The following is a 16,892-nucleotide window of genomic DNA, read 5'->3' as shown; positions in this document are numbered from 1 at the left end:
CAGAAGTAAGGGTGGTATATCATGGTTCAACAGTTACTGACTTATTTTAAAGCAAATCCTGAATTTTCAATCGTAACTACTATTGTTTGTACAGCTATTATCTGGCTTTATAAAGAGTTTAAAGTCATGATTGAAAGAGATAATCAAAATAAACTTGTAAGAATTCAGAAGCGGATGGACTCATACGTTAAAGTTGAGGCAGCCATAGCTAGTATTCTAGCCCAACCCGCCAATTCTGGAGTACTTCAAAACTTATACGATAAATTTGGTGAGTGTAGTTCTTACTTTTCCGAAGATATACGTGTTTTGATAAGAGATTATTACACTAGGCAAGATGCTGCCAAACTAGTAACAATTATGAGTTTTATGAAAATTGAGATTATGAAGTTAGATAACCAAAGAAATAAAATAGAAGCTCAGGATGTCTCGGGCGATGATTTTGACTCCATTCTTCGTTTATACAGACCCCTGAAACCCATCTTACTTATTTTTTTGTTGTTCTTTGTCACTTTATGGTTCATATTGCTTGCATTATTAGAGAGTAGTGTTTGGAATAGATTATATTTAGGGACTAGTTTTATAACGACATCGCTCAGTGTTTTGTTTTTAATCGCGGTTGTTGTGGTCTGGATGAATGGTGAGTTATATATTAGAGGGAAATTAGAATCATCTTTTAAACTCAGTATGATGTTTTCTCCTCTTTTGATACTTATTGATTGGAGATTGTCTGTTCTGTCATTAATTATTCAGATTGTGGCAGGTATACTTATAGCTAGGAATATGAAAACAAGACTGATCGTAGTGTAAAAATAATCAAAGAGTAGGAGGTACAGCGTATGTTCAAAATCGGAAATCAAGGATCTTTTGAAACGCTTCCTGATCATGCCAGGGCAATATATGAGGGAGATACCGGTGCTGTAGAGCAATTCGTTAAGCAGGGCATGGATCTTGAGGAAGAGATTACGCTCAGTAAATACATAGCATTAACGCCGCTCGACCTTGCCTTAATCTGCAATCAACTGGAAGTAATTAAATTATTGGTAGAGCATGGAGTTAATCTGAATGTCAAAAATAATCCGGCAATCCTGAAGGCGGTTAGATACTGTGGAGAAGAAATGGTGCGATACCTGTACCAGCAAGGAGCCAAGTTAAATGGCCTTAATCGGGTCAAATCCAGTGCATATGATGAAGCCTACTATGGTAACAAAAAGAATATAACCGTGCTGAATGAACTCGGGTTGGATATTCGTAAATATGGAGGCAAAACGCTACGCAAAGCGGTAGCTGATCACGATATGAAGACAGTCCAGTACTTGCTGGATCAAGGAGTGGACGTCAATTACAATGAACCGGACATGGTATATCCGTACAAGGCCACACCTCTCACGGTAGCTGCACGACTTAATAACATGAAGATGGTTCGATATCTGGTGGACCAGGGAGCAGATGTGACCATTCAGGAGAAGGATGGAGAGCGTGCATATACGATTGCAGTGAGTCAGAAAAATGAAGAAATGGCTGAATATCTAAAGGGGCATGAACCTCAAGAATTTCATGATTTAAGCAACAAATTGCATGCTCTAAAGTCTTATAAACTCCCACAGCAACTTATTGATTTTCTAACTAGCAGTAAGAGAAGAATGGACTTGCCAGATAATGAATTAGGTATCCGGTATATAGAATTCTTTCATCTGATCGATACCGTGGAGATGAAAATGGGCAGACAGAAGCTGCTGCGTATATCCTCGAACATCGATCAATACTCACATATCCTGATTGTCTGGAATCCGAGCAAAAAAATGATTGGATATGCAGACATTGAACATCAAGAACATGGAACGATAGCTACCTTTGAAGAGTTCATGGCAGATCCTGTTGCAGTTATAGAAGGTACCCTGAATTAGATGGATTTTATACGGAATTTCTATGAACCTCTTTCCTAATTAACATGCGGAAGAGGTTTTTACTATTATGAACATGCTAATATAGGAAAAATATCATATGAAAAATAAAGTATGATAGTGTGTGATAAAGTTTTAAATGGTAAAATACCGAATTATGTTATAACCTTATCGACCAATACCATGTATGCTGCTTTGATATTATCTCACCCATCCCCATCCTGAACCAGAGCAACTCAGTTCCAATGAAAATGAGATTGGCTTACTTAATGAAACGTTTCGAATTAATATTTATAAATTCTCTTTATGGCAATCAGCATTTGTAAGCGTTTTATTTTATGGTTTACGGAAATGGGAAATTTATGATAACATATACACGAAACGTTTCGAATCCATTTGAAGGGAGAACATCATGAAAAAAGTAAAAATATTCAGCTTCATTTTAACTTTTTGTCTGCTAGCTAATCTAGCTTTAACTCCGATGGCCTCAGCGGCTAACTCAAGCAATTTAATTGGATTTCGAGCAGAATTGAAAGCGATTGCATATAAGACCTATTTGTATTTTGAGGACTATACGGATCAGAACACTGGCTTGACTTACGATGAAGTTCGGCTCTCTGAAAACGGGAGAGAAGAAGCTAAACGTACCTCGCCCACGAACATCGCCATGTATATGATGAGCACCGTTTCAGCGCAACAGTTAGGCATTATTTCAAAGAAAGAAGCTGTACATCGTCTGCAAACGACTATCAATTCCCTGGAAAAGTTAGAAAAGTGGAACGGCCTTTTCTATAACTGGTATAACACAGATGATGGTTCAGTGAAGAAAGATTGGGGGCAATTTATTTCTCAAGTCGATAATGGCTGGTTATCCGCTGGTTTAATTGTTGTTGGGCAAGCCTATGAAGAACTTCATGGGGCAACAAGCGAGTTGATTAAAAATATGAATTATACTCCGCTGTATGATCCTGAAGTCGGCCAATTCCGCGGAGGCTATGATGTGGCTAAAGGTGCACTGACGGACCACCATTATGGAATGTTTTATACGGAACCACGTGTAGGCAGCTATATTGCCATTGGGAAAGGTGATGTTCCCCAAGAGCATTGGTGGAAGATGTATCGCACATTACCTCAAGAGTGGGATTGGCAAGCTCAGATTCCTCAAGGCAAATCCGTTAAGTACGATGGAGTGGATGTGTTTGAAGGAAGTTATGTATACAAGGATAAAAAGTTCGTGCCAAGCTGGGGAGGCAGTATGTTTGAAGCTCTTATGCCCGGTATGGTTATAAAGGAAAAAGACCTGGGCACTCAAGCTTTGGGATTGAACAACCAGCGTCATGTTGAATTGCACATCGAATATGCCAAAGAAAAAGGGTATGCCGCATGGGGCTTTTCACCTTCTGCAACTCCGACAGGTTACAGTGAGTTTGCGGCAACGCCGTTAGGGACCTCAGGTTATAAAGATGGAGCAACGGTTACAGCACACGCAACTTTCCTTGCCCTGGATTATGCACCTGAAGCTGTTCGAAAGAACATTAAAGCTTTAAAGAAATTCAAAATGTTGGGTAAATATGGTCTCTATGACTCAGTCAATGTTGAAACAGGAGAAATTACGAAAGCTTATCTGGCACTGGATCAAGGAATGATTATGGTTTCGATCGCTAATTATCTTCAGGATGGCGTTATACGCGATTATTTTCACAGCGATGAGATTGGGCAGAAGCCAGAAGAATTGTTGAAAAAAGAAGTGTTTTCCATTCATTAAAGGAGAGGGAAACATGCCATACTGATTGTTTAAACGGAACGAAGCAGGGTGTTTTCTGCTTCGTTCCATTTGCGTTTGTCGAAACCGTCTCTTAGGTTCAAACCTCCTTTCCGTAGCGAGAACCGCCAAGAGCCTTCCGGTAAACTTGAGATGTTTAGGCTTGGTGAAAGGAGTGGTTTTTCTCATGAATGATGCAATGACTTCCAGAGTTGTATTGGTAGTTATCAAGATCCTATAGAGAAGATTTCTTCTTCGTATTTAATACCTCAAATGCTTCTGTCAAAAAATCCATAGTATGCTTAGGTATCAACGACTCATAGGGTTTTACGTTTCTATAAAGTTCTTCGTTCTTTTCTTCGTCATGGAGAATCAGATGATTTAATTGGGTATTTGCAATGATGTCTTTCAACTGTTGCTGTATGGAAGGATGGTTTGGTTTAAGATCGTGTATGGTAGCTCGATGGACAAGCAATAGCAAATTGTATAATTGTTCATCCAAGTAAGTTTGCTTAGAGATATCCTCTGGGAACACCTTCTCAATAATATCCGTAGAAACATACTTTTGAAGCAGCTTTTTTTGGTCCTCCTCAACACGCATCGAGTTCATAAGTAGCATGAGCAATTCTGAGTTTAATTCATTGAATTGATCTTTTTCCTTTAACCATTTTATTCGTTTAATTAATGCTAAAGAACAATCAATAGCTTTTCTCCGATGTTTAAGCGATTGTTCTTGAACTCTAATGATTTCATCAAAAGAATATTGTGGATCTTCGAAACTGGCTTTAATCTCGTTTAATGAAAGTCCCAGAATTTGTAATAATTGGATTTCGTGCAGCCTTTTAAAATCCTCATTTATAGATACATAATGATCATTTTCGTTCTTTTGTGAGGGAACCAATATGCCAAGTTGTCGATAATGTCTTAACGTACGAACTGTCGTGCCCGCCAGCTTTGCAAATTTACTCACTGTTAATTGCATCTAACGCCCCTCTTTTCAAATAATCAGTTCTTGTATTTTCGTGCCAGAATAATTCCAATAGAAATATTATAAATGACATGTGCAAGGATTGGGGGAATTAACGACCCGGTAAAATAAAAGAGCAGTGCAAAAATCAAACCATTTACAAACACAACTATAAGGACACCAGTAGCTCCTCTATATTGAGGAACGTGTATTATCCAGAATAGAAAAGTGCTTATTAGAATGACGAGCCAATCCACTAACAAAGAGTATCCAATAAATAATCCGATCAGGACCCCTCTAAAAAAGAATTCTTCAAATATACCACCTATCGTTGTTAAAGCTATACCACTTGGTTGGATCATTATTTTTTTAATCATATCTGACCCTTCGGTTTTAGGGAGTTCTGTTCTTGTTTTGATAAATGTAATTAGAACAATTGTAGTAATAAATAAACTAAAAATAAGACCGATGATGATTGTGGATAATATACTAATCACGTTTGGCATAAATAGGGAAGCTATAAATGGTAATATTCCTCCCCACTTGAAAAACCCAATAAAAATAAATCCAATAAATAGAAAAGCTGATTGCGTTAGTAATGCGATCAACAGTATTTTGTAATGTTCCTTTGCATGGGTCTCAGACATAATGAAAACTCCTTTATCACATTTTTTTCATTGTAGATTGTGACGTAACGTCCTCCGCAACAGCTTTTTTTATCAAAGTATGAATCAGCTACTCATAACAAACGTTTGAATTCTTGCTCGGTAATCACAATATGTTTCTTTTGCAACGTGGAGGAGGTTCGTAATTCACATATCTACAGCCTTGCTCCATTTGCAACCATTCACATCAGGGCTGAACGAAAAGTGCCGCAGTAGCACGGTTTTACACACCCTATTCGTGACAATGCAGAACCTACATATTTACCATGTCATCTTCGTTTCACTATACTTCGGATTGTAAGCGTTACCAAAAGAGAGTCAGCAAGAATGCAAAGCAGCAACATAAACCGTAGGTAATGAAAGACATAGAAAGGAGTGAGAGAGTGAAGGAGAGTCACGCAGTAGTATCCGTAAATCCTTCATTGAAGAAGAACTCCCTTGGCAAGAGAATTTGGAAAAACTGGGAGCTTTATCTGTTCATGCTTCCTGCTTTGTTGTATTTCCTTATTTTTCATTATGGCCCGATGTACGGCATTCAGATTGCTTTTAAGAATTTCGTACCTTCAAAAGGAATTACAGGCAGCGAATGGGTTGGTTTTGACCATTTTGAACGGTTCTTCAATTCTTATTTTTTCTGGGATCTGCTCTGGAACACATTCAGTATCAGCTTCTATGAACTTGCCATCGGATTTCCGCTGCCTATCATATTGGCGCTGGCCTTCAATGAAGTCCGTAACGGCCCATTCAAGAAATCGGTCCAGACGGTCACCTATGCACCCCATTTCATTTCTGTAGTTGTCATGGCAGGTATGATCATTACCTTTTTATCACCCTCAAGCGGAATGATTGTCCGGTTCATCGAATTCATTGGTCTTGAACCAGCACAGTTTCTGACTGATCCCGCATGGTTTAAGACGGTGTATGTATTTTCCGGCGTCTGGCAGAGCACCGGGTGGGGAACCATTATTTATCTCGCAGCCTTGTCAGGCGTAGATCCCCAGCTCCATGAAGCAGCCATTATGGATGGAGCAAGCCGAATTAAACGGGTGCTGCATATCAATCTGCCGACGATATTACCCACGATTACGATCATGCTGATCTTGAATATGGGTAATATACTGGGTCTTGGTTTCGAGAAGATTCTGCTGCTGCAGAATTCACTCAATATGGAAGCATCCGATGTAATTTCCACCTATGTATACCGCGCCGGTTTGGTGAACGCCCAGTATAGCTTCTCAACAGCTGTCGGATTGTTCAACTCGGTAGTCAACGTTATTTTGCTTGTTACGGTCAACCAGATCGCCAAACGCACCAGCGAGAACAGCCTCTGGTAGAAAGGAGTTGAAGTCTTTGGTTACTGCGATGAAAGAATCCCGGGGGGACAAGCTTTTTCTGATCAGCACTTATATTTATCTGGGTCTGGCAATGCTGGTTGTTCTCTATCCGCTCATCTATATTCTTAGCGCTTCAATCAGTTCGCCGCAGGATGTCAATTCGGGAGCGATGTGGTTGTTTCCGAAGAATGTAACACTGGACGGCTACAAACTTGTGTTTGAGAACCCAAAGATATGGAGTGGTTACTGGAATACCATTATTTACACAGTGGTGGGCACTCTGCTCAATCTCGCCGTCACTCTGCCGGCCTCGTATGCGCTCAGCAGATCTGATTTTGTCGGGCGCCAGTTGTTCATGGGCCTCATTCTGTTCACGATGTTCTTCAGCGGTGGAATTGTGCCGACGTATCTGCTGGTCAAGAACCTTGGACTCATGAACAGCATGTGGGCATTAATTCTGCCGGTGGCCGCTTCGGTCTGGAATATCGTCGTGGCCCGCACTTTTTTTCAGACGACCATTCCGAAAGAACTTCAGGAAGCAGCGCACATTGACGGCTGTACGAATCTAAAGCTGTTCATTCGCATTGTTCTACCGCTGTCGGCACCGATTGTAGCGGTTATGGCCCTGTTCTATGGGGTTAGCCACTGGAACAGCTACTTCCCGTCCCTGATCTATTTAAATGATGAAGCGAAGTATCCGCTGCAGATGGTCCTGCGTCAGATCCTTGTTCTTCAGGAAATGACGGCGGAAACGACGGGCTCATCCATCAACGGTGAGGTGGCGACCGCCATGAATAATAAGGCAGAAACGGCATCCCTGATTAAATATGGAGTCATTGTTGTCTCCACACTGCCCATCGTGGCAATCTATCCATTCCTGCAGCGTTACTTTGTCCAAGGGGTCATGATAGGTTCTGTTAAAGGCTAAACAGCTAAAATGTATGAAATCAAGGGAGGAATTATAAATGCCAACCGCACGCAAGCCATGGAAGCTCCTGCTGTCTTCGGCTTTAGTTATTACATTACTGGCAGGCTGCAGCAGTTCAAACGAAGGTGAAGCGAACAACAATCTCGGAAAAGTCGCTGTAAACAATGAAGGTTTCCCGATTGTTAATGAACCCGTTACTCTGTCGCTTATGGCACCAGATGTAGGAATTCAGAACTGGGAGAACATGGCGGTGCTTCAGCAGATGCAGGAGAAGACCGGTATTACGCTGGAATACAAAAACGCACCGAAGGATAGCTTCGAAACGAAGAAAAATCTGGTGCTCGCCAGTGGGGATTACCCGGATATCCTCTATGCTGCTGGTTTGACAACTGCAGAGCAGATGAATTACGGAGAGCAGGGTATCCTCATTCCACTGGAGGATCTGATTGAAAAGTATGCTCCGAATTTCAAGGCGCTGTTGGAGGAGAATCCGGATGTCCGCAAATCGATAACTGCACCGGACGGGCATATCTATTCCTTGCCAGTAGTAGAACTTAGCCAGCACTGGTACCGCAATCCGATGTGGTATAACGGGGACTTTCTAAAGGCGCTGAATATCGATAAACTCCCTGAAACGACAGAGGAGTTGTATACCTATCTGAAGCGTGTGAAAGAGGAAGATCCCAACGGCAATGGCATAGCCGATGAAATTCCGATTTCCTCGGTGACAACACCCGCTGCGAACCTGCGCGATATCCGTACATGGCTGCTTGGTGCCTTCGGCATTTATGAAGAAGAAATTTATGTGGATGATGCGGACAAGGTGCATTATACACCACTTGAAGAAGGTTACAAGGAGTATTTAACTTATATGAACCGCCTGTGGTCTGAAGATCTGCTGGATCATGAGAGCTTCTCACAAACAGCGGAGCAAAAGAAGGCCAAAGCACAGAACAATCAAATCGCCCTCTTTTCGGACTGGCATGCCTACATGAGCAAAGGTGGAGAACCTTCGACGGCGGATCCGATGTTTGCACCTGTTCACAGTGAATCAGTTGCTGCTCCAGCGATTGCAAAGAATAGGGGGATTACAAGCGGCGCCTTTGCTATCACGCAGAGTAATCCTGCGCCGGAAGCCTCTATGCGCTGGGTGGATTATCTCTATTCGTATGAAGGTGCCATGTTCTTCAATAAAGGTCCAGAGGGCACTCTCTGGGAGTACACTGACAAAGATAACCGGGTCAAACGTTACTTGCCGGTACCCGAAGGTAAGGAAATGGAAGATTATCGGGCAACGCTGACACCTAACTACGGCATTCCCGCTCCTACCCTGTCCATGGATGATATTAATAAGGGGCTGAAGACAGACTTTGACCTCTGGGTAGAGCAGGAGACCAAGCAGAAGCTTCTTGATAAAGGCGCACGGATTCCGTTTCCGACTCTGTTCCTTACCGTGGAAGAGCAGACCGAAATCAGCAGCCTGAATTCAGATTTGAAGACATATGTGAATCAGATGGAGGCGAAATTCATCACTGGAGCCGAGCCGCTTACGGGTTGGGACAATTATGTGGCGACGGTCAAGAAAATGGGCGGAGAGCGTATGGTTGAAATCAATCAGGCTGCCTATGATCGTTGGAAATCCAACTAATCAGGTCCATGCGAAGAAAGCTGCTGTAAAAATAAAAGGTGAGATATAAGGTTACAACGCGTCCCTGAACATTCATGCAGATGCAGGAGGAATAGACATGCAAATCACGAGACATCCGAATAATCCCATTGTTGTCCCGGGCGACTATGAATGGCGTAAGGTTACGGTTTTCAACCCTGCGGTCATCATCGATAACGGTAAATTTTATATGATTGAGCGCACTGCTGGTTCCCTAACTCCATGCAAAAATTATTTGGGTCTGCTAGAGAGTGAAGATGGGGTGAATTTTACCCACGTGAAGGATGAGCCCATTGTGACGCCAGACATGCTGGGGTTCCCTTATGGTAGTGTGCAGGACCCGCGGATTGTCAAAATTGACGGAACCTTCTATCTGAACTACGCCCTTCGTCCCTGTGCCATGAGTTATTACCCTACCGGGGCAGGCGTCCCTCTTCGCTCTATTCCGGAATATCCGGACGGGTGGGGGGACGAGGCGGGACATTGGCTAACTCGGTCCTCCATTTTGAAATCAGATAATCTACTGGATTGGGAGTATGTGGCGGACACGACACCTCTTGATATTAATGACCGGGACAACATTCTGTTCCCTGAGAAAATAGGCGGCAAATTTGTACTGTTGCGCCGCCCTGAGGAATATGTGGGAGAAGCCTACGGTACGGATAAAGCGGCCATGTGGATTACCTACTCCGAGGATCTCGTTACCTGGGAAGAGCCCAAGCTGCTCGCTACCGCCCAGAACCTCTCCTGGGAATCGCGGAAGATTGGGGGCTCTACGCCCCCGATCCGTACGGACAAGGGCTGGCTGGTGCTCTATCATGGTGTCGATGAGGGCATTGTCTACCGTGTGGGGGCCATGCTGCTGGATTTGGAGCAGCCCGAGAAAATCATTGCCCGGACACATCATTTTATTATGGAGCCAGAGACGTATTATGAGAAATTTGGGTTCCAGATTCCAAATGTCATCTTCCCAACCGGAAATGTGGTCAAAGATGGACTGCTCTATATCTATTACGGGGTAACAGATACGGCGATTGCCCTTGCAACTGTTCCGCTGGATGAGTTGGTAGAACACATCCTCCAGGAAGGGCAGTAGCTAAATAAACCATCAATGAAGCGATATCTTCAAATATAAGAATGTAGTACAGAGGGTGCGGAAGCTCCGCCAATTTAAACAGGTCTTTTAATAGTAGCTCCTCTCGAGGCATGTTCCTTGCGATACTGCCCTGGTGTCAGACCGATTTCTTTTTTGAACTTGCGGATAAAATTTGGCGCATCCATGTAACCGACCTGTTCGATAATTTCTTTGAGGGGTGCGCTAGTGTTCTCCAGCAGCCGCATGACTTCATCCACACGTCGCTGCCAGATATATTGTGAGAAATTGCGGCCGGTCTTCTCTTTGAAGCTCCGGCTTAAATAAGAAGTTGAAATGGCAAACTTTAGCGCCACATGCTCTAGGCTGAGTGTGTAGTCTGCAAACTGTTGATTCACATAAATCAGAATGTCATCCATTAATGTAGACTCGCTTGTCTTCGTATTCAGCTCCACCTGCGTGCAAATGTCAGCGGCCAGACAGAGCAAACGACTCTCCAGCTCTTCAAGTGTTTCAAAGGAAGTCAGTTCCGGCATATTGGCGAACACTTCGTTCATACCAAGCTCGGAGGCGGTGCGTAGAAAAGCGTTCAACAGATCGAAACAGATGCAGCGCAATAGATGAACCTGTAACGGCTCGTTTTTTATCGTATGAATAGTTTCGGTAATCAGTTGCACGGTTACTGATTCGTTGCCCTGCTTTAGACTCTGCTCCAGTTTCAGCATGGATTTGCGTGGAATCCAGAAGCTCTCGGAAGCAGAAGGGTTCAGCTCTGCAAGCTGCTCGAAATAAGTTACCTGACCGCTGTGCTGGATGATCCGGTGCTCCAGAGCTGTAGCAGCTTCAATGAAGGATTGGTTAAGATGGGCCAAGTCCCCGTATGCCGTGCCGACACCGATACTTAGAGATAGCTGCGAATGCTCGCGGATTACCGCTTGAATGGCTTCAATCACCTGTTCCAATTGGTTTTGAATCGGCTTCTCCCCATCACCGGGAAGTGAAATTATCAGAGCAAACTGGTCTTTGACCGAGAATTCTACACCGAAGATCTGAGCACGGGTACCTGGAAGACATACATTGCTAAGTATATCCTGCAACAGAAGGCGTTCCTGCCAGGACTTGTCGCCAGGCAACGTATCATCCCAAGACAATATAGTCGAGAAATAGAGGCCTTGTCCTTGAGGATGCCGGAATCCGGCGCTCAGAATCATTTGCTCAATCTCCGGATCATCCGGTTTGCCGTGCTTGAGTAACAGCAGCATGCACTGATTACGGACGAAGGGCTCCTGAAAATCAATTTTAGCACTGTAATTGTGTAGGGTCTGTCGTATCCATTCCCATTCATTGCGCAGCTTGGAAGCATCATCGCCGCTGCCTCTCATCTTGTCCATTAAATCCCTGATTGGATGGTACTGGCGTTTGGCTAACAGCAGCGCAGCAGCTATGCCGGTAATGACGGTAATACAGAATACGATCAGGATCAGGGTCTGGACATGAGCGACACGGCTGAAGAACTGGAAGCTTGGCATCGTAGTCACATAGGTCCAGCCATTTTCTTCCGATTGAACAGAAACAACGGAGTATTGTTCTCCGTCCATTTTCAAATTATGAATACCGGGCTCAAGTGTAGCCAAGTTGTCAATTTCGTCTTGGGGAAGGCTGACGCCATGGCTGTTCGCGGTCAACACCTCTCCGGAGGGACTGAAAATATAGCTGCTTCCTGAAAAATCACTCAAAATCGAATCCATGACCCCGGTAAGGTTGGATTCTTTCATTAAATAGACAACGGTCCCATATGGAAACGGATCATTCGGTTTAATGGGCACAAGCATGACGAGCATCGGTTCCATTCGGGAATTAACCTTCACATTCTCAGCGGCACGGACCAGGGGATGCCTAGTTTCATTCAAGTCCTGCTGCAATTCTTCCAGATTCCAATGCTCGAACTGATAGAGGCTACCAAAGGTGACATCAAGATTAGCCAAACCGCGGTGCGAATAGATGTGGGAATCGTTATGGAAGTAGAGAAGCAGATCCTCTGCAATGCTGCTGCTAGCTTTGTAATTCGCCAACGCCTGAATCGCCTCCAAGCTGTAATACGGGTGATTTACCATATAAGGGGTCAGGTGTTTGTCATAGGCGATTCTCCCCGCTATTTCCTGAAGTTCATTCATCCGGTTATCTATCGTGCTCTTCACCTGGTTAAGCTGATTGACATTTGATTGTTCGATTTCTACACGCAATCCTTTGACAGCGTTTTCATATACAAAAATAGTTACACCTGTCAGAGGGATAAGAAATATGAGAATGTAAGAAAAGGCATATTTCAGCAGAAGCCTTGATTTGAAATGATTCCAGCTGAGCCTGAATCTGTTGAGCAAGGATGGCTTGAGTGCCGAATTTGCCATGAAGTATTCCCTCCAGTGTTAAAATATTCGGATTAAAATCACTATTCTCTTCTGGATTACACTTGTGCTAGTATAAACATTATAACATTATAATCTTTAGAATGAAGTAGCTCATCAGGCTTATTTTTAACGAATTGGAAGTACGATTTACATGTCATGAATCATTTTTGGAATTTGTCTGTATACCGGGGTTGAAAAAGGAGATGGGATGAGTGGGCACAGAGAATGTGCTGCGCAATCTGCAGCTTGTTGACGGGCGGATCATGGATATCGCCATTCAGGACGGGATCATCACCGCCATGTCACCGCCAGGCCAGGCTGAAGGAGAAAATGAGTTGAATTGTTCAGGGTTATATGCGTCCAGTGGGTGGATTGATCTGCATGTGCATGCCGTTCAGGAGCTTGATCCCTATGGTGATGATATCGACGAAATTGGTGTGAAGCAGGGGGTAACAACACTTGTAGATGCCGGAAGCTGCGGTGCAGACCGAATTGGCGCTTTCTATACGGCAAGACTACAGGCTGCTACACAAGTATTCGCTCTGTTGAATATTTCAAGGATCGGACTCGAACGGACGGATGAACTGTCACAGCTGGAATGGATTGACAGGGCCAAGGTCTTGGAGGCAGTAGCGGCTTATCCTGATTTCATTGTTGGCCTGAAAGCGCGCATCAGCGAAAGTGTCGTCAAAGACAGCGGGATACAACCGCTCAAGTTGGCACGCACACTCTCGGAAGAAACGAAACTTCCGCTTATGGTTCACATCGGTTCTGCTCCGCCCGCGATCTCGGATGTGCTGGAGCTACTACAGTCGGGCGATGTAATCACCCATTATCTTAACGGTAAGTCGAACAATCTGTTTCATACGGATGGCACACCGCTGCAAGAATTACTGGATGCGGCTGCTCGGGGAGTTCATCTGGATGTGGGTCATGGTACAGCAAGCTTCTCCTTCCGGATTGCAGAACAGGCCAAGGCTGCAGGCATTGCGCTGAATACAATCAGTACGGACATTTACCGAGGCAACCGTATGAATGGTCCGGTATACAGTATGTCGAATGTGCTGACGAAATTTCTGTACCTCGGCTACAGTCTGGAAGAGGTCATCCGCGCGGTTACAAGAAGTCCAGCCGAGTGGCTCGGTAAGCCGGAGCTCGGGCAGATCAGGGTGGGACAGCCAGCAAACTTGACTTTGTTTTCCCTGGAAGCAGGAGAAAAGCAACTTGAGGACTCGGAAGGCGATGTCCGGGTCACGCAACACTATATTGAGGTTAAAGGAGTCTTTGCTAATGGGTCACTCATTACAGGCTAAATATGGATTGAAGCGTGTTATTAATGCCAGTGGGAGAATGAGCATCCTTGGTGTTTCCGCACCAACGGATTCAGTCATGGATGCGATGAAACAAGGCGGACAGCGGTACGTAGAAATTGCAGATCTTGTGGACAAATCAGGAGAATATATTACACAGTTACTTGGTTCGGAAAGCGCGGTTGTGGTGAACTCAGCATCCAGTGGTATTGCGCTGTCGGTGGCAGCCATTGTGACCGCCGGAGATCCGCGTCTCAGCCTTCGTCTGCATCAGGAACCGGTATTAAAAAATGAAATTATTATGCTAAAGGGCCATAATGTGCAATATGGAGCGCCCGTCGAAACCATGATATTTCTTGGCGGCGGCCGGGTAGTGGAAGTCGGATATGCCAATGAAGGCCGCAAGGAACATATTGATCAGGCAATCGGTGAACGCACGGCAGCCATTCTTTATGTTAAATCCCATCATGCTGTCCAGAAAAACATGATTTCTGTGGAAGAGGCCTGGGAGGTTGCACAGCGTAGAGGCGTGCCGCTGATTGTTGATGCGGCAGCGGAAGAGGATCTGCATAAGTATATCCAGTTCTCCGATCTGGCCATTTACAGCGGGTCAAAAGCTATTGAAGGCCCTACTTCCGGCATTGTCACCGGTAAAAAGAAATACGTCGAGTGGCTAAAGGTACAGCTACACGGGATTGGCCGCAGCATGAAGGTTGGCAAAGAGACCATCTTTGGGTTACTTCAAGCTCTGGAGGAATACCAGGACAAAGCGGATAATAGTGAACGAGAGAAGCAGACGCTGGAGGCTCTTCAGCCACTTGGTGGACTTCCTGGTGTTTCAGTCCGCATCGTGCAGGATGAAGCCGGCAGATCGATTTTTCGAGGGCGTGTCCAGATTGATTCCTCTCTTGCTGGGGTGGATGCGAAGAAAGTGAATGACCAGCTTCGTGAAGGTGTAATTGCGGTATATACCCGAGATTATGGCGTCAGGCAGGGTTATTTTGATATTGATCCAAGGTCGCTGCAAGGGGATGATCTGCAAGTCATTATCAGCAGAATACATGAAATCGTGGGAGGTAAACCGAAATGAGTCATATTCAGCAGTGTCTGTATAAGAATAGGGCGGCAATGAATGTACTGGCTGGAAGTATCGAAAACGCTAAGGATGTGTACGAGGCTGCGGAAGGATATGTGCTTGTGGGTGTACTCTCCAAAAACTATGCTACGTCGGAGGAAGCTGTAGTCGCCATGACTGAATATGGTCAAGCTATTCAAGATGCTGTATCCATCGGACTCGGAGCCGGAGATAGTCGCCAGGCTGCAGTTGTGGCGGAGATTGCCGCGAGTTATCCGGGCAGCCATATCAATCAGGTATTCCCGGCAGTGGGGGCAACCCGTGCCAATCTGGGACCTAAAGATAGTTGGATTAACTGCCTGGTATCTCCGTGCGGGCAGCCAGGCTATGTAAATATATCGACCGGCCCCATCAGTTCAGTAACCACTCCGCAGGCCATTGTGCCGGTTCATGCCGCCATTGCACTGGTTCGTGACATGGGAGGGAACGCGCTTAAATATTATCCGATGCAAGGGTTGAAGCTCGAAGAGGAGTACCGTGCGGTCGCCAAGGCTTGTGGGGAAGCAGGTTTTGCTCTGGAGCCTACAGGTGGAATCGATCTGGACAACTTTGGACCCATTCTAGAGATTGCACTTCAGGCAGGCGTTCCTCAAGTTATACCCCATGTGTATTCTTCAATTATTGAGTCGCAGACCGGGAATACGAACGTACATGATGTCCGCAGACTGCTCGAAACAATGAAATCGCTGGTGGACCGATATGCCTAGGGTTGTTGCTTTTGGTGAAGTGATGATGCGGCTGCAGGTTCCGGGCTACGAAACGCTGGTACAGGGCAGCAGGCTGGAGTATTCTTTTTCCGGCAGCGGGGTGAATGTAACGGCAGCATTAACCAGATACGGCCATAATGGTGCTCTTATTACGACTTTGCCGGAAACCCCGGTGGGCGAAGCGGCTATCGCTTATTTGCGCAAGCTTGGGGTGGATACCACTCTTATTAGACACGGCGGTAGACACCTTGGGATGTACTTTCTGGAAAATGGCTTTGGAGCCCGTCCAGGCAGAGTCACTTACACAGACCGACTGGGCAGCAGTTTTAATACCGCGGACGCAGACAATTATGATATGAAAGATCTTGCCTCCCGGATCGACGTTCTTCATTTATGTGGCATTACGCTGGCTATGAATGATAGCGTGCGCAAGCAGATGAAGCGGCTTGCTGAGGAAGTGAAGAGTGCTGGCGGCAAGGTTGTATTTGATTGTAATTACCGTCCTGCGTTATGGGGAACGGACGGCTATGTCAAGGCCCGCCCGCATTATGAGGTAATGCTGGGGCTGGCAGATCTGGTGTTAATGAATGAGAAGGATGCGAAGGGTATTCTTGGCATCGGTACCGGAGAATATGATAGAATAACACAGATGAAGCACGCGATTCCTGAAGTTGCAAAGCGCTTCGGAATCGGAACGGTAGCAGGAACCCACCGTGAGATTAACGCGGACCATACGCATTCCTTGACAGGATATATCTATCATCAGGGTACGTTCGTATTTTCCCGCAAGCTAACATTTCCGGTGTACGATAGGATCGGTGCCGGCGATGTGTTTGCCAGTGCCATCATCCATGGAGAATTGCAGCAATACCCACTGGAACATACGGTTAATATGGCAGTGGCGGCAGCGATGCTGGCCCATACCACCCAAGGCGATACAGCGCTTTTTACCGAGAATGAGGTGCTCCGGGCGCTGTCGGACCATACCTCAGATGTTGAAAGGTAGTGAACAGTGA

Annotated in this window: 14 protein-coding genes; 11 read left to right on the top strand and 3 right to left on the bottom strand. The window is 45.1% G+C overall.

The features are described 5' to 3' along the window. Nucleotides 1-21 precede the first annotated feature (21 nt). From AB4111_RS13430 to AB4111_RS13420, 3 genes are all read left to right on the top strand, one after another. Complete coding sequence (locus AB4111_RS13430; RefSeq protein WP_442032011.1) at nucleotides 22-807, top strand: hypothetical protein; 786 nt, start codon at nucleotides 22-24, stop codon at nucleotides 805-807. 29 nt (nucleotides 808-836) lie between these two features. Further along, entirely contained in the window at nucleotides 837-1,904 is a 1,068-nt protein-coding gene (locus AB4111_RS13425; RefSeq protein ID WP_442032010.1) for an ankyrin repeat domain-containing protein, read from the top strand. A gap of 409 nt (nucleotides 1,905-2,313) precedes the next feature. Further along, nucleotides 2,314-3,666: a glucoamylase family protein gene (locus AB4111_RS13420; protein ID WP_442032009.1), complete on the top strand. Its 1,353-nt coding sequence runs from the start codon at nucleotides 2,314-2,316 to the stop codon at nucleotides 3,664-3,666. Nucleotides 3,667-3,898: 232 nt separating this feature from the next. Here AB4111_RS13420 and AB4111_RS13415 read toward each other — a convergent pair whose 3' ends face one another. Then, nucleotides 3,899-4,645, bottom strand: a complete 747-nt coding sequence (locus AB4111_RS13415; protein ID WP_442032008.1) for a MerR family transcriptional regulator — start codon at nucleotides 4,643-4,645, stop codon at nucleotides 3,899-3,901. 23 nt (nucleotides 4,646-4,668) lie between these two features. Then, a complete protein-coding gene (locus AB4111_RS13410; RefSeq protein ID WP_442032007.1) occupies nucleotides 4,669-5,277 on the bottom strand; it encodes a CPBP family intramembrane glutamic endopeptidase in 609 nt (202 codons plus the stop codon). A gap of 374 nt (nucleotides 5,278-5,651) precedes the next feature. Between AB4111_RS13410 and AB4111_RS13405 the strand changes: the two genes are divergently transcribed. The 4 genes from AB4111_RS13405 to AB4111_RS13390 all read left to right on the top strand — a co-directional run bounded on the left by AB4111_RS13405 (nucleotide 5,652) and on the right by AB4111_RS13390 (nucleotide 10,319). Further along, entirely contained in the window at nucleotides 5,652-6,629 is a 978-nt protein-coding gene (locus AB4111_RS13405) for an ABC transporter permease (RefSeq protein ID WP_442032006.1), read from the top strand. Between the two features lie 16 nt (nucleotides 6,630-6,645). Next, nucleotides 6,646-7,557 (top strand): carbohydrate ABC transporter permease, encoded by a 912-nt coding sequence (locus AB4111_RS13400; protein ID WP_253438227.1) that lies wholly within the window; start codon nucleotides 6,646-6,648, stop codon nucleotides 7,555-7,557. A gap of 37 nt (nucleotides 7,558-7,594) precedes the next feature. Then, entirely contained in the window at nucleotides 7,595-9,205 is a 1,611-nt protein-coding gene (locus tag AB4111_RS13395; protein WP_442032005.1) for an extracellular solute-binding protein, read from the top strand. A gap of 97 nt (nucleotides 9,206-9,302) precedes the next feature. Further along, nucleotides 9,303-10,319, top strand: a complete 1,017-nt coding sequence (locus AB4111_RS13390; protein ID WP_442032004.1) for a glycosidase — start codon at nucleotides 9,303-9,305, stop codon at nucleotides 10,317-10,319. Between the two features lie 74 nt (nucleotides 10,320-10,393). On the opposite strand, the gene AB4111_RS13385 is transcribed toward AB4111_RS13390, so the two are convergent. Continuing rightward, on the bottom strand, nucleotides 10,394-12,724 hold the full coding sequence (locus tag AB4111_RS13385) for a helix-turn-helix domain-containing protein (protein ID WP_442032003.1): 2,331 nt from the start codon (nucleotides 12,722-12,724) through the stop codon (nucleotides 10,394-10,396). 263 nt (nucleotides 12,725-12,987) lie between these two features. Here AB4111_RS13385 and AB4111_RS13380 point away from each other — a divergent pair, with 263 nt between their 5' ends. Genes AB4111_RS13380 through AB4111_RS13365 form a run of 4 tightly spaced genes read left to right on the top strand, consistent with a single transcriptional unit; the run spans nucleotide 12,988 to nucleotide 16,882 of the window. Then, the gene (locus AB4111_RS13380; RefSeq protein WP_442032765.1) at nucleotides 12,988-14,037 is read left to right on the top strand and encodes an amidohydrolase/deacetylase family metallohydrolase; all 1,050 of its coding nucleotides are present in this window, start codon (nucleotides 12,988-12,990) and stop codon (nucleotides 14,035-14,037) included. Beyond that, nucleotides 14,015-15,124: a DgaE family pyridoxal phosphate-dependent ammonia lyase gene (locus AB4111_RS13375; protein WP_442032002.1), complete on the top strand. Its 1,110-nt coding sequence runs from the start codon at nucleotides 14,015-14,017 to the stop codon at nucleotides 15,122-15,124. Before AB4111_RS13380 ends, AB4111_RS13375 begins: the two co-directional genes overlap by 23 nt. Beyond that, nucleotides 15,121-15,876, top strand: a complete 756-nt coding sequence (dagF, locus tag AB4111_RS13370; RefSeq protein WP_442032001.1) for a 2-dehydro-3-deoxy-phosphogluconate aldolase — start codon at nucleotides 15,121-15,123, stop codon at nucleotides 15,874-15,876. The genes AB4111_RS13375 and dagF overlap by 4 nt, the downstream gene beginning before the upstream one ends. Next, a complete protein-coding gene (locus AB4111_RS13365) occupies nucleotides 15,869-16,882 on the top strand; it encodes a sugar kinase (protein ID WP_442032000.1) in 1,014 nt (337 codons plus the stop codon). The genes dagF and AB4111_RS13365 overlap by 8 nt, the downstream gene beginning before the upstream one ends. The last annotated feature ends 10 nt before the right edge of the window (nucleotides 16,883-16,892 follow it).

Source organism: Paenibacillus sp. 2KB_22 (assembly GCF_052115745.1).
GTDB lineage: Bacteria > Bacillota > Bacilli > Paenibacillales > Paenibacillaceae > Paenibacillus.
Note: the sequence above shows the minus strand (reverse complement) of the source record. Positions and strands in the feature narration are given on the sequence as shown.

Bases quoted from the DNA above. Each gene is read 5' to 3' on its own strand.
- AB4111_RS13410 (WP_442032007.1), bottom strand. From the start codon at position 5,277: ATGTCTGAGACCCATGCAAAGGAACATTACAAAATACTGTTGATCGCA.
- AB4111_RS13390 (WP_442032004.1), top strand. From the start codon at position 9,303: ATGCAAATCACGAGACATCCGAATAATCCCATTGTTGTCCCGGGCGAC.
- dagF (WP_442032001.1), top strand. From the start codon at position 15,121: ATGAGTCATATTCAGCAGTGTCTGTATAAGAATAGGGCGGCAATGAAT.
- AB4111_RS13365 (WP_442032000.1), top strand. From the start codon at position 15,869: ATGCCTAGGGTTGTTGCTTTTGGTGAAGTGATGATGCGGCTGCAGGTT.
- AB4111_RS13405 (WP_442032006.1), top strand. From the start codon at position 5,652: ATGAAAGACATAGAAAGGAGTGAGAGAGTGAAGGAGAGTCACGCAGTA.
- AB4111_RS13380 (WP_442032765.1), top strand. From the start codon at position 12,988: ATGGATATCGCCATTCAGGACGGGATCATCACCGCCATGTCACCGCCA.
- AB4111_RS13425 (WP_442032010.1), top strand. From the start codon at position 837: ATGTTCAAAATCGGAAATCAAGGATCTTTTGAAACGCTTCCTGATCAT.
- AB4111_RS13395 (WP_442032005.1), top strand. From the start codon at position 7,595: ATGCCAACCGCACGCAAGCCATGGAAGCTCCTGCTGTCTTCGGCTTTA.
- AB4111_RS13375 (WP_442032002.1), top strand. From the start codon at position 14,015: ATGGGTCACTCATTACAGGCTAAATATGGATTGAAGCGTGTTATTAAT.
- AB4111_RS13420 (WP_442032009.1), top strand. From the start codon at position 2,314: ATGAAAAAAGTAAAAATATTCAGCTTCATTTTAACTTTTTGTCTGCTA.
- AB4111_RS13385 (WP_442032003.1), bottom strand. From the start codon at position 12,724: ATGGCAAATTCGGCACTCAAGCCATCCTTGCTCAACAGATTCAGGCTC.
- AB4111_RS13415 (WP_442032008.1), bottom strand. From the start codon at position 4,645: ATGCAATTAACAGTGAGTAAATTTGCAAAGCTGGCGGGCACGACAGTT.
- AB4111_RS13430 (WP_442032011.1), top strand. From the start codon at position 22: ATGGTTCAACAGTTACTGACTTATTTTAAAGCAAATCCTGAATTTTCA.